A 13708-nucleotide genomic window follows, 5' to 3' on the forward strand; every position below is an offset into this window, starting at 1 on the left:
GAAGTGAACTTTGAAACGGTAATCGGACTTGAAGTCCATGTGGAATTAAAAACAAAATCTAAAATTTTCTCAAGCTCACCGACGCCATTCGGCGCGGAAGCGAATACCCAAACGAGCGTCATCGACCTCGGCTATCCCGGCGTGCTGCCCGTTTTGAACAAAGAAGCGGTTGAATTCGCGATGAAAGCCGCAATGGCTTTGAACTGTGAAATCGCAACGGATACGAAGTTTGACCGGAAAAACTATTTCTATCCGGACAACCCGAAGGCATATCAAATTTCTCAATTTGACAAGCCGATCGGCGAAAACGGCTGGATCGAAATCGAAGTCGGCGGAAAAACGAAAAAAATCGGCATTACCCGTCTTCACCTTGAAGAAGATGCGGGAAAACTGACGCATACGGGCGACGGCTATTCCCTCGTTGACTTCAACCGCCAGGGCACGCCGCTTGTCGAGATTGTATCTGAGCCGGATATCCGCACACCGGAGGAAGCTTACGCATATCTCGAAAAGCTGAAATCAATTATTCAATACACAGGCGTTTCCGACTGTAAAATGGAAGAAGGTTCACTGCGTTGTGACGCCAACATTTCCCTCCGTCCGATCGGCCAGGAGAAATTCGGCACAAAAACGGAGCTGAAAAACCTGAACTCCTTCGCGTTCGTGCAAAAAGGACTTGAGCATGAAGAAAAACGCCAAGAGCAGGTCCTTCTGTCAGGCGGAGTCATTCAGCAGGAGACGCGACGCTACGATGAAGCGACGAAAAAAACCATTTTGATGCGTGTCAAAGAAGGTTCGGACGACTATCGTTATTTCCCTGAGCCTGACCTTGTCGAGCTCTACATTGATGACGAATGGAAAGAACGCGTAAGAGCAACCATTCCTGAGCTTCCGGACGAGCGCCGCAAGCGTTATATCGAAGAGCTCGGCCTGCCTGCTTATGACGCAATGGTTCTGACGCTGACGAAAGAAATGGCTGATTTCTTCGAAGAAACGGTCAATAAAGGCGCAGAAGCCAAGCAGGCATCAAACTGGCTGATGGGTGAAGTCTCAGCTTACCTGAACGCCGAACAAAAAGAGCTTGAGGATGTCGCGCTGACTCCTGAAGGCCTTGCCGGCATGATTAAGCTGATTGAAAAAGGAACCATCTCGTCCAAAATCGCGAAGAAAGTCTTTAAAGAATTAATTGAAAAAGGCGGCGACGCAGAAAAAATCGTCAAAGAAAAAGGCCTCGTGCAGATTTCTGACGAAAGCGTGCTTCTGAAGCTGGTAACAGATGCGCTTGACAGCAACCCGCAGTCAATTGAAGACTTCAAAAACGGAAAAGACCGCGCGATCGGCTTCCTTGTCGGGCAGATTATGAAAGCCTCAAAAGGACAGGCCAACCCGCCGATGGTCAACAAGATCTTACTTGAAGAAATCAAAAAACGATAAAAAAAGCAGCCGCCTCTAAGGGCGCTGCTGACACGGAGACCGGTAAGCGCCGGTCTCTTTTTTTATAAGCTGAAATAGGTTTCAATGGAAGCCCGCAGCGTTTCAATCTGCTCATTTCCGCTGCCTGCCAAATTGGACAGCATTCCTTTAATAATCGGTTTTCGCGGCTCTTCCTTTGCGCATTCCTCTTCAATGACTTCAAGCGATACGAGGACGTCCTCAGGCAGCTCCTGCTGTGCTTTTATCTTTTGAATATCCGCAAGCAGTCTTTCTCTATCCGCCGCGGGCTGAGTGAAGATATCCTCAGGCAGCAGCGGATCGGGATTGTCTTTTATCAGTCCCGTAATCAGATCATCGATTCTGGCAATCAGAAAGGCCGCCACGTTTTCCGTCCGGAATGCCGTATGTTCATTAAAAATCAAGAAATGAATATAGGAGCTCACAATTCCTTGCGCCATAACGGACGCGTCCGCTAAAAACGGTGTGACGGCATCTCCGTAAACGGAGAGCAACGCATCCCGATACAGCATGTTAAATTGAATATTGGCCTCATGAAAATACTGCTTGACCTTTTGATTTTCAGGAATGACCTTTTCGCTCAGCAAGAGAATGATAAAGTCCTTGTGCTCCATAAATTCCTGGAATTGATAAGCGATTTGTTTTCGAAATACGTCCTTAGGCGGTTTATGCTGATGTTCTGTTTTGATTTTCTTTATTTCTTCCATAGACATGCCGATGTAATACTCACATGCTGACAGCAAAAGGTCTTCTTTTGATTTGAAATGGAGATAGAAGGCTCCTTTTGAAATTCCGCATTCACCGGCGATTTCCTGAATGGTTGTTGAAGAAAACCCTTTTTTGGCAAATAAATGGATGCCTGTTTTTATGATTTTCTCTTTTTTTTCGTTCATGACGTGCTTCCCCTTAATCCTGAAAAATTTAGAAAAATTTACTGCCTTATTAGTTGACGATGTTGAGTTATACCGTTTAGTATTATATAGAATGACCAGTCAGTCAATAAAAATTAACGGAGGACATGATGAACCACATTATTAACTTTGTACTGAAGAACAAATTCGCAGTTTGGCTGATGACGATTATCGTTACTGTAGCAGGGCTGTATGCCGGTATGAATATGAAGCAGGAATCCATACCGGACGTCAACATGCCTTACCTTTCAGTAAATACGACTTATCCCGGAGCTGCTCCGAGTCAAGTTGCGGATGACGTGACAAAACCGATCGAGCAGGCGGTCCAGAATTTAGAAGGAGTGAGCGTCGTAACGTCCACATCTTCTGAAAACGTCTCATCGGTTATGATTGAATATGATTACAGCAAGGATATGGACAAGGCGAAAACCGAAGTCGCTGAAGCGCTGGACAGTGTCAGCCTTCCTGACGACGCGAAAAAACCTGACATTTCCCGTTACAGCCTCAACTCTTTCCCGATTTTGACGCTCAGTGTGACAAGCGGCAAAAGCTCGCTTGAAGATCTGACTAAAAATGTGGAAAACACTCTCGTTCCTAAGCTTGAAGGCATTCAGGGCGTTGCGTCCGTACAAGTTTCCGGACAGCAGGAAGAGCAGGTGGAATTCTCTTTCAAAGACAAAAAAATGAAAGAGTACGGACTTGATGAAGATACCGTCAAGAAAGTGATCCAAGGCTCTGACGTCAATACGCCGCTTGGATTGTACACATTCGGCAACAAAGAAAAATCAGTTGTCGTTAACGGAAATATTACGTCAATTAAAGATCTGAAAGAGATGAGAATTCCGGTCACATCTTCTTCTGCCGCTCAAGGTCAAGCGGGCGGAGCCGGTGCGGCGTCTGCGGCGGACGCTCAGGCTATGCAGCAGGCACAGCAAAGCGCGTCAGCAGGGGTGCCGACAGTCAAGCTTTCTGACATTGCCGACATTAAAGATGTGAAAAAAGCTGAATCCATTTCCCGCACGAACGGAAAGGACAGCATCGGAATTAATATCGTAAAAGCCAATGACGCCAACACGGTAGAAGTGGCCGATGCGATTAAAGATGAACTGAATCAATACAAAAAAGACCATAAAGGGTTCAAGTACAGCTCGACTCTTGATATGGCAGAGCCGATTACAGAGTCGGTGGATACGATGTTAAGCAAAGCGATTTTCGGCGCGATTTTTGCGGTCGTGATCATTCTCTTATTCTTAAGAGATATTAAATCAACGATGATTTCTATCGTTTCCATCCCGCTGTCACTGCTGATTGCGCTTCTTGTGCTGAATCAGCTTGATGTCACATTGAACATAATGACGCTCGGTGCGATGACGGTCGCCATCGGACGGGTAGTCGACGACTCGATTGTCGTGATCGAAAACATTTACCGCCGCATGAGGCTGAAAGATGAACCTTTACGCGGGAAGCAATTGGTGCGTGAAGCGACGAAAGAAATGTTTAAACCGATCATGTCATCAACGATCGTAACCATTGCTGTATTCCTGCCGCTTGCCATGGTCGGCGGACAGATCGGCGAACTGTTTATGCCGTTTGCATTAACAATCGTCTTCGCGCTTGCCGCATCACTGTTGATTTCGATCACACTGGTGCCGATGCTTGCGCACAGCTTATTCAAAAAATCGCTCACAGGCGCGCCTGTTAAAGCGAAAGAGCATAAGCCGGGCAGATTGGCCAATTTCTATAAAAAAGTGCTGAATTGGTCATTAAGACATAAATGGATTACATCTATCATCGCGGTTCTGATGCTTGTCGGCAGTTTATTCCTCGTACCTCTGATCGGCGCGAGCTACCTGCCTGCGCAAGCGGACAAAACGATGCAGCTCACATACACGCCTGAACCGGGCGAAACGAAAAGCGAAGCTGAAAAAGCTGCGCAAAAAGCGGAAGATATGCTGCTTAAACGCAAACATGTCGATACCGTTCAGTATTCATTAGGCTCGCAAAGTCCGCTCGGCGGAAGCTCAAACGGCGCATTGTTCTACGTGAAATACGAGGATGACACGCCTGATTTTGACAAAGAAAAAGACAATGTCTTAAAAGAAATCAAAAAAACATCCAGCCGCGGCGAATGGAAATCACAAAATTTCAGTTCGTCAGGCAACAACAACGAATTAACGTACTATGTGTACGGAGATTCAGAGTCTGATATTAAAGGCACGGTCAAAGACATCGAAAGCATCATGAAAAAGCAGAAGGATCTGAAAGACATCAACTCAGGCCTTTCCAGCACATATGATGAGTACACGTTCACCGCTGACCAGGAGAAACTCAGCAAGCAGGGCCTGACGGCTTCGCAAATCTCCCAAGCCCTGATGTCCCAAACGTCACAGTCTCCTTTGACAACGGTGAAAAAGGACGGCAAAGAGCTTGACGTCAACATCAAAACAGAAAAAGACCAGTATAAGAGTGTAAAAGAATTAGAGGATAAAACCATCACATCGCCTGCAGGCCAAGAAGTAAAAATCGGCGATGTGGCGAAAGTGAAAAATGGCACGACATCCGATACCATTTCCAAACGCGACGGCAAAGTGTACGCTGACGTAACGGCAACCGTCACTTCTGACAACGTCACGAAGGTGTCATCAGCCGTTCAAAAGAAAGTTGACAAACTGGATAAGCCGGACAATGTATCGATTGATACCGGCGGTGTATCAGCGGATATTGCTGATTCCTTTACGAAACTCGGCTTAGCGATGCTTGCCGCAATCGCCATCGTATACCTCGTTCTTGTGATCACGTTCGGCGGAGCATTAGCGCCGTTTGCGATTCTGTTCTCGCTTCCGTTTACAGTCATCGGCGCATTAGTCGGCCTGTATGTATCCGGAGAGACGGTCAGTCTGAATGCCATGATCGGTATGCTGATGCTGATCGGAATCGTCGTCACAAACGCGATTGTCTTAATTGACCGCGTCATCCATAAAGAAGCGGAAGGCCTATCGACGAGAGAAGCGCTCCTGGAAGCCGGCTCTACGAGATTGCGTCCGATTCTGATGACGGCGATCGCGACAATCGGCGCCCTGCTTCCATTGGCATTGGGCTTTGAAGGCGGAAGCCAAGTCATTTCTAAAGGACTCGGTGTCACTGTTATCGGCGGTTTAATCAGTTCGACTCTGCTGACTCTTCTGATTGTGCCGATCGTATATGAAGTATTAGCGAAATTCCGTAAGAAAAAACCTGGAACGGAAGAAGAGTAAGACAGCGGGCCTTGGCTCCTTAAACGGAGCCGGGGCCTTTTTTCTTCTGGAAATTCCTGTACATATTGTTGCGATTTTCTCAAGTCATAGTATAATTAAAGGTTGTTAGTGTTAATAATGGATCGGATACTCTTAAGTAGGATGATGAGATAATGAAACGTGCACGCATAATATACAATCCGACTTCAGGACGGGAGCTTTTTAAGAAAAATCTTGCCCAGGTCCTGCAAAAATTTGAACAAGCCGGTTATGAAACCTCTACCCATGCCACCACATGCGCGGGGGATGCCACCAACGCCGCAAAAGAAGCCGCTTTGCGGGAGTTTGACCTGATTATCGCAGCCGGCGGAGACGGAACGATTAATGAAGTCGTCAACGGCCTTGCGCCGTTAGACAAACGCCCGACACTCGGCATCATTCCGGTCGGCACGACAAATGATTTCGCCAGAGCGCTGGGCATTCCGAGAGAGAATATACTGAATGCCGCTGATACCGTCATTAACGGCGTGGCCCGCCCGATCGACATCGGACAGGTGAACGGTCAATATTTTATCAACATCGCCGGCGGAGGCCGTCTGACGGAGCTGACGTACGATGTGCCAAGCAAACTGAAAACGATGCTCGGCCAGCTTGCTTATTATTTAAAGGGAATGGAAATGCTGCCTTCACTTCGACCGACAGAAGTCGAGATTGAATATGACGGCAAGCTGTTTCAAGGCGAAATTATGCTGTTTTTAGTGACGCTGACCAACTCGGTCGGCGGATTCGAGAAGCTGGCCCCTGATTCCAGCCTGAATGACGGCATGTTTGATTTAATTATTTTGAAAAAAGCCAATCTCGCGGAGTTTATCAGAGTCGCGAGCATGGCGCTCAGAGGCGATCATATTAACGATCAGCACATTATTTACACAAAAGCGAATCGTGTGAAAGTCAATGTATCAGAAAAGATGCAGCTGAACCTGGACGGCGAGTACGGCGGCATGCTGCCGGGCGAATTCGTGAACCTGTACCGGCATATTCACGTCATCATGCCGAAGGAGAAAGCGGAACAGCTGGATGATTAATACGCGGACAAAATCCTAAAACAGTATTCGTTTTAGGATTTTGTCATCTTTTCAGCGTGATCGGAAACCTTTGAAGGCTGACATTGAATTTGAAGGTTTGCCAGCACGCTGAAACAAGGTTATTGGTAAAACTAGAGGTGATTATAGATGAAAATGAAACCCCCGATAGAAAAAAATGAATACTATGACGTGACATTTGAGGATTTGACGCACGAAGGAGCGGGCGTCGCAAAGGTTCAGGGCTTCCCGATCTTCGTGCCGAACGCCCTGCCTGAGGAAAAAGCGCAAATCAAAGTGACACGCGTCAAAAAAGGCTTCGCTTTCGGCCGCTTGATTGAGCTGAAGGAAGAAAGCCCGCACAGAACGGATGCCCCGTGCCCGATCTACAAACAATGCGGCGGCTGCCAGCTTCAGCACATGACCTATGAAGGCCAGCTCTTGTTTAAACAGAAACAAGTTAAAGACGTCTTGGAACGGATCGGCAAGCTGGACCTCTCAAACGTCACCGTCCACCCGACGCTCGGCATGGAAGACCCGTGGAACTACAGAAACAAAGCGCAGGTGCCGGTAGGAGAAAGAGAAGGCGGACTCGTCGCCGGATTCTATCAGCAAAGAAGCCATGACATCATCGACATGAGCGCCTGCCTGATTCAGCAATCCAAAAACGACGAAGCCGTCCAAGCCGTCAAAGACATCTGTGCAGCATACGGTGTCAAAGCCTATAACGAAGAACGCCACAAAGGCTGGCTCCGTCACATTATGGTCAGATACGGCGTCGTCACGGGCGAAATGATGATCGTCTTCATCACAAGAACAAGTGATTTTCCGCACAAAGCGAAGATCATCGAAGACATTACGGCGCAATTCCCGCACGTTAAATCAATCGTGCAGAACATCAACCCAAATAAAACAAACGTCATCTTTGGGGACAAAACAAACGTCATCTGGGGAGAAGAATACATCTACGACCTCATCGGAGACGTCAAATTCGCCATCTCCGCCAGATCATTCTATCAGGTCAACCCGGAACAGACAAAAGTGCTCTACGACAAAGCGCTTGAGTACGCAGAGCTGCAAGGAGAAGAAACCGTCATCGACGCCTACTGCGGCATCGGTACCATTTCTCTATTTCTGGCGAAGCAGGCGAAAAAAGTGTACGGCGTCGAAATCGTGCCGGAAGCCATCGAGGATGCGAAACGCAACGCTGAGCTGAACGGCATCACAAACGCGGAATTCGCAGTCGGAGAAGCGGAAACCGTCATTCCAAATTGGTACGAAGAAGGCATCACGGCCGACACCCTCGTCGTCGACCCGCCAAGAAAAGGCTGCGACGAAGCCCTCCTGCGGACAATCATCGACATGAAACCGAAGCGGGTGGTGTATGTGTCCTGCAATCCAGGCACGCTTGCAAGAGACCTGAGGGTGCTTGAGGATGGCGGATATGCGACGCTCGAAGTGCAGCCGGTGGATATGTTCCCGCATACGAATCATGTGGAGTGTGTGGCTGTGCTTTATTCTAAGGGTGCAGTTCATTAACTGTTACTAAGAAGAAGGAGTAAAGATAATATATATCTTTACTCCTCTCATTTAAGAAAGTTGCTATTTTATAATCCTTAAGTTATACATGTAGCAGCCCTCGTTTAATTCCGTTCACAACTGCTCCAACTCTTGAGTTGGCATCCATTTTTTGAATAATAGAAGAAATATGACGTTCTACAGTTCTTTTACTTAACTTTAATGCAGAACTGATTTCCATATTTGTTTTATCCTCTGCTATCAACTTCAGTACCTCCAGTTCCTTATGAGTAAGGCGATCAACAGAAAGGTTTACAGCATGTTGAGGAAATACATGGTTTCCTGCAAAAGTTTGTTTGACTGCAGTTATTAGTTCATTAATTGAATTTTCTTTCCTTACATAAGCAGCAGCTCCGGCATTGTATGCTGCATATATATATTCATCATACTCATAACCGGATAATATTACAATTTTTAACTCCGGAAATGTTTTCTTAATGTTTCTTGTCAAGGAGATTCCATTAAAAGATTTCATCCTAATATCAATAATTAGAATATTCGGACGATGATAGTCAATTTCATCATATATCTCTGCAGGATTTGATAAAGTGCTAACTACTTTAACGACTCTGTCGCGTTCTAGCAATTGTTTAATACCTTGTACCATCATCATATGATCATCTAACAGCAATACTTTGATTTTCAACTGATTTACTCCATTCATTGAAAAAGTAGTTGTAACAATATTGTGTTAAAACGTTTTCTCTTTGGTTATAAATTAAAACAGAAAAGGATCGAATATAAGATATCTGCATTGGGCTTTAGTCATTTCTAAAATGATGTAGATTCTGATCATTGGGAAGAAGGTTTATAAACTTTTTTATAGATATATGTCTATAATATGGTCCTTATGGAATATTATATCATTTCCCTTGTTATTAATCTAGATAAAAGTATAATAACTAACCCTTTTTGTTACATATTTCTTAATAATTCATTTTTTTAATTACTCAAATTTCCTAAATTGATAATTGCCTCAAAAAAACATGCAATTAACAATAATAAGTTGGCGACATCGCGCCATATTTTTGGCGTGATTTACGGATTTCATCTGAGTCAATATTTTGATATTTTTATGTAGAGAAGAAAATATTGGTTAAAAAGAGGCGGAATATACTATTTTCACTGATGTTGTTTTTTGATACACCTCAAAAAATACTGTGATGCACTTCAGCTAAGGTGTAGACAGAGTAAACTTTTTAAAGAGTTACAGAGTCAGGATATAATCTTGAGACGGGACAAAGGGAGGGGTAATAATGTTTAAAGTAAAGATCTTAGAAACCGAAGAAGAGAAAAAAGAACTATATGCAACGAGATATAAAATCTTTGTTGAACAGGAAAAATCAGTACCTGCTGAAAATTATAAGGACGGTTTATTAAAGGACCATTCTGATGATCATGCTTACCAAATCGGTTGTTATGAAGGCAGTTTATTAGTTGGGTTTATGACTTTAATTGTGAAAAAAGATGATGAATTATTAGAGGTTGAACAAACTCATAATTTGAAACCGCAAGCTAATGAAAAATATGCAGAAGTCATGAGATTAGTCGTGTTAGAAACATCTTTTACTAAAACGATTTCAATGAAAGGTAAAGTAATGAACCTTCTATTTGATACAGTGAAAGATATTATTATCTCTGAAAATATTACTCATCTTCTCTTGCAGAGCAGAGAGAAATCTAAAAAAATGTACGAAAAAATAGGGTTTAAACAAATCGGTGATTATAAATTATACAGAGAAAAATCGTACCAATGTCCTATGAAACTTGACGTAATGAAAGTAAGCGAAAAGGTAGTAAATATATCGGAATTTATTTAATGAAAGGGATGGAGCAAATGAGTCTGGAAACATTAATTAGTGTAGAAAAAAAAGAAAAGCTAGTGGGAATGATCGCGGAAATCTTGGAAGTGGAACCAGAAGAAATAAAGGATGATACAGATCTGGTTGAAGAATTAGATGCTGACTCAATGATGGCTTTAGAAATCTTAGCCTGTGTCGAAAAGGAGTTTCAAATAAAAATACCGGAAGAAGAGTTACAAAACTTCACCACAGTAAATAATATTATTTCAATTATTGAAGAAAGAATAACGGAAAAATAATATGAATTCATTGTCGCATGATGAGGTTTTAGAGAAATTACCGCAGAGATACCCTTTTGTAATGATAGATCGAGTGATCGAGGCTAATGAAACTTACATAACAGCTATGAAAAATGTATCAGGAAATGAACCGTGCTTCCAAGGGCATTTCCCTGAAAAGAAAATATTTCCGGGTGTGTATATTACAGAAGCGATTGCTCAAACAGCTATTCTTTTGTTTTCACAGAACGAAAATTCTGCAGAAACAAAACAAACTCTTCCTCTCCTTTACCACACAAATGTGAAATTTAAAAAGCCAATTGTACCTGGAGATCAAATGATTATTACATTAAATATAATAAAGAAAATTAGTAAGGCTGCAATTGTGAAAGCTGAAGTGAAAGTAGATGATTCTAAATGTGCATCGGGAGAATTGACCTTTACACTTGTGGGAGATGAATAATTTGAAAAGAGTTGTAGTAACCGGTACAGGAGCTATTACTTCAATAGGCCTTAATTCAAAAGATTTTTGGAGATCTTGTTTGAGTGGAGAGTCCGGCATTTCACCTATTCAAAAAGACGGACTTCAATTATTGGATCCTAAATATGGCGGTCAAATTCATAACTTCAATGCTTCTGAATGGATTAAAGTTAACGATTATAAGTCAATTGGAAGAGGTTCTCAATTATTAATTGCAAGTATGTATGATGCAATCAAAAATGCTGAATTGAAGCCTGAAACTTATAAAATGGCAGATTTATATGTTGGAACCACTATGGGTGAAATATCCATTGAAAAAACTGACTATAATCGTCATTTGGAAGAAGCTAGCCCTCAACATCTTTTAGACCAAGGATTCTTGCATACGTTATTAGCAAATGCCTGCAGAGAATTTGAGTTGCAGGGAGAGACAATGCTTGTTGCAAACGCTTGTTCTGCAGGTAATTATGCAATTATTCAAGGTTATGAAAAGATAAGAAACGGAGAACAATCTATCTGTTTTACAGCAGGAGAAGATCCTTTCTCGACTATTGCTTATTACGGGTTTAACCGATTAAAGGCTATTGCAGCAAAAGAATGTAAACCATTTGATGCTCACAGAGATGGAATGCTTGTTGCTGAAGGAGCGGGCTGTTTAGTATTAGAAGAATTAGAACACGCCCAACAAAGAGGGGCTAATATCCTGGCAGAAGTTAAAGGGTATGGAGTTTCATGTGATGCCTATCATATCACTGCGCCGCATCCTAATTCGACAGGGATAATACAAGCCATGGAAAAAGCTGTAAAAAAGGCTGGTATTACAACTGATGATGTAGATTACATCAGCGCTCATGGTACAGGTACTCAAGCCAATGATAAAGCGGAGTCGTTTGCAGTTAACCAATTATTTAATAAAAAAGTGCCGATGAGTTCAATTAAGTCCATGATAGGTCATTCTATGGGGGCGGCAAGTCTTCTTGAAGCGATTGTATGTTGTAACGCTGTAAAAGAAGACGTTGCACCTCCAACAATAAACTTTGAACTAAAAGATATAAATTGTGATGTGGATTGTATTCCGAATAATAAACGGTCATTTCCTATTGAGTATGCTATGAATAATTCTTATGCTTTTGGTGGCGCCAATTCCAGCATCATTTTTAAGAAATTCAGAGACAATTGCTAAAAATGGAGATGAGTAAAAATGAATATTATTGGAAGAGGTAAAGTCCTTTCTGAAACAATAAGCGTGGAGAGCATAAGAAATAACGTAGAGATAAACGGTATTCTTGAACCTGAGAATTTTGATATAAAACAGTATGTTAAATATAAAGGACTCCGTTCATTAACAAAAGCAACTAATTTAGCAATTGCATCAATAAGTGAGGCAATTACAGATGCGGGAAGCAGATACAGTGAACATTCTCCAGAAAGAATCGGTGTTTTTGTGGGAAGTACATTAAACCCTTTGGATGCCGCTTATCACTTTATGACAGATGTCTATGAAGCTTCTCCGGATTTTGTGAGTCCGGTTAAATTCTCTAGTTCCGTATTAAATAATATTTCCGGATGGGCTTCCATTGTTTACGGGATAACAGGCTTAAACTCAACTGTAATTTCAGGAAATCTTTCTGGAATAGACGCTTTGAAAATGGCAGTTTCATACATAAATAATAATGTTATTGATGTTGCCATTGTGACTGCTGTTGAGGGAAACGAAGCAGGATCCATTTATCAACAAGGGAACCTTCAAAAAAAAGTAAATGCTGTTACAGGTGCAATTTCGTTTATTATAGAAAAAGATGATAAAAACTATCCAATTATAGAAAATATAAATAGTTTCCAACATACTGAAGATAATAGAGATAAAATCATTATGAACTTAGAAAAAGATTTAAATGACGGAATAACAAAAAATTTAATTTATGGTTCAAATAATTGCAATGATGAAATCATTTTTAACTATTTAAAAAGCAAAAAATTTGACGATGAATTAAATATATTGGATATATCTCGAAGCTCCGGGATGTCCAATGCTTTATCCGGGTTTTTGAAGTTGCTGGTATCAATGGACATGGAAGGTGAAACATTAGTGATCGAGACGAATGAAGTTGGAAACGATAGCATCATTAAAATAAATTCAAAAATTAGTTGAGGATCAGATTATGAAAAAAATAGCCATTATAACGGGTGGTACCGGAGATTTAGGACAATCACTTATTGATAAATTTCATCATAATAATTATATTGTTTATTTTACGTATCTCGGAAATGTCGAGAGAGCTAAAATGATTGAAGAAAAATACCCTGGAACAAAAGCTATAAAGGTCGATGTCAGAGAATACAGCCTTGTGAAAGAATTTATCGAGCAAATATATAACACGCATGAACGAATAGATTGTCTGATTAATAATGCCGGAATTAATAAAGATAAAACAATTTCCTTTATGAATCAAAAGTCTTGGTCAGAAGTGATCGATACAAATCTGAACGGTACTTTCAATTGTTGTAAATTCGTCTCGAAATATATGATCAATCAAGGTTATGGTTCAATTATTAATATGTCCTCGGTTTCAGGTATAAAAGGTATTGAAGGTCAGACTAATTATGGTGCGGCAAAAGCAGGGGTTAACGGGCTAACAAAAACATTAGCGAAAGAGTTGGCAAAGTATAATGTTAGGGTCAATTCCGTTTGCCCAGGCTTTATAGAATCAGACATGACAAGTAATTTGGACGAGGACAGGATGATTAATCTTATCCCAATGCAGTATGTAGGAAGTCCGGATGATGTAAGTGAATTATCACTTTTTTTGGCGGAAAATAGATCCAAATACATCACTGGGCAAATGATTGCAGTTGACGGAGGACTAACAATCTAGCATAATTTAGTAATC

Annotated in this window: 12 protein-coding genes; 10 read left to right on the plus strand and 2 right to left on the minus strand. The window is 42.0% G+C overall.

The genetic code is table 11. The annotated features are described in order from the left end of the window. The first annotated feature begins 3 nt into the window (after positions 1-3). Positions 4-1434 (plus strand): Asp-tRNA(Asn)/Glu-tRNA(Gln) amidotransferase subunit GatB, encoded by a 1431-nt coding sequence (gatB, locus tag NYE38_RS03465; protein WP_003155730.1) that lies wholly within the window; start codon positions 4-6, stop codon positions 1432-1434. Positions 1435-1496: 62 nt separating this feature from the next. On the opposite strand, the gene NYE38_RS03470 is transcribed toward gatB, so the two are convergent. After that, the gene (locus NYE38_RS03470; RefSeq protein WP_017419038.1) at positions 1497-2345 is read right to left on the minus strand and encodes a TetR/AcrR family transcriptional regulator; all 849 of its coding nucleotides are present in this window, start codon (positions 2343-2345) and stop codon (positions 1497-1499) included. A gap of 128 nt (positions 2346-2473) precedes the next feature. On the opposite strand from NYE38_RS03470, the gene NYE38_RS03475 reads away from it, so the two are divergent. From NYE38_RS03475 to rlmD, 3 genes are all read left to right on the plus strand, one after another. Beyond that, on the plus strand, positions 2474-5617 hold the full coding sequence (locus NYE38_RS03475; RefSeq protein ID WP_340803124.1) for an efflux RND transporter permease subunit: 3144 nt from the start codon (positions 2474-2476) through the stop codon (positions 5615-5617). A 152-nt stretch (positions 5618-5769) separates the two neighbouring features. Further along, positions 5770-6681 (plus strand): diacylglycerol kinase, encoded by a 912-nt coding sequence (locus NYE38_RS03480; RefSeq protein WP_015239327.1) that lies wholly within the window; start codon positions 5770-5772, stop codon positions 6679-6681. Positions 6682-6828: 147 nt separating this feature from the next. Continuing rightward, on the plus strand, positions 6829-8217 hold the full coding sequence (gene rlmD, locus NYE38_RS03485; protein ID WP_167859955.1) for a 23S rRNA (uracil(1939)-C(5))-methyltransferase RlmD: 1389 nt from the start codon (positions 6829-6831) through the stop codon (positions 8215-8217). A gap of 82 nt (positions 8218-8299) precedes the next feature. Here rlmD and NYE38_RS03490 read toward each other — a convergent pair whose 3' ends face one another. Beyond that, positions 8300-8902, minus strand: coding sequence for a response regulator transcription factor (locus NYE38_RS03490; protein ID WP_017419041.1), 603 nt, complete (start codon positions 8900-8902; stop codon positions 8300-8302). A 610-nt stretch (positions 8903-9512) separates the two neighbouring features. Between NYE38_RS03490 and NYE38_RS03495 the strand changes: the two genes are divergently transcribed. Genes NYE38_RS03495 through NYE38_RS03520 form a run of 6 tightly spaced genes read left to right on the plus strand, consistent with a single transcriptional unit; the run spans position 9513 to position 13693 of the window. Beyond that, entirely contained in the window at positions 9513-10076 is a 564-nt protein-coding gene (locus NYE38_RS03495; RefSeq protein ID WP_017419042.1) for a hypothetical protein, read from the plus strand. A 17-nt stretch (positions 10077-10093) separates the two neighbouring features. Then, complete coding sequence (locus NYE38_RS03500) at positions 10094-10357, plus strand: acyl carrier protein (RefSeq protein WP_025853972.1); 264 nt, start codon at positions 10094-10096, stop codon at positions 10355-10357. 1 nt (position 10358) lies between these two features. Then, a complete protein-coding gene (fabZ, locus tag NYE38_RS03505) occupies positions 10359-10799 on the plus strand; it encodes a 3-hydroxyacyl-ACP dehydratase FabZ (protein WP_007609902.1) in 441 nt (146 codons plus the stop codon). Position 10800: 1 nt separating this feature from the next. Beyond that, complete coding sequence (locus NYE38_RS03510; protein ID WP_017419044.1) at positions 10801-12000, plus strand: beta-ketoacyl-[acyl-carrier-protein] synthase family protein; 1200 nt, start codon at positions 10801-10803, stop codon at positions 11998-12000. Between the two features lie 18 nt (positions 12001-12018). After that, positions 12019-12969, plus strand: a complete 951-nt coding sequence (locus NYE38_RS03515) for a beta-ketoacyl synthase N-terminal-like domain-containing protein (protein WP_017419045.1) — start codon at positions 12019-12021, stop codon at positions 12967-12969. A 10-nt stretch (positions 12970-12979) separates the two neighbouring features. After that, on the plus strand, positions 12980-13693 hold the full coding sequence (locus tag NYE38_RS03520) for an SDR family oxidoreductase (protein ID WP_017419046.1): 714 nt from the start codon (positions 12980-12982) through the stop codon (positions 13691-13693). The last annotated feature ends 15 nt before the right edge of the window (positions 13694-13708 follow it).

The sequence above is a fragment of the Bacillus sp. EU63 genome, assembly GCF_038592915.1.
Lineage (GTDB): Bacteria > Bacillota > Bacilli > Bacillales > Bacillaceae > Bacillus > Bacillus velezensis.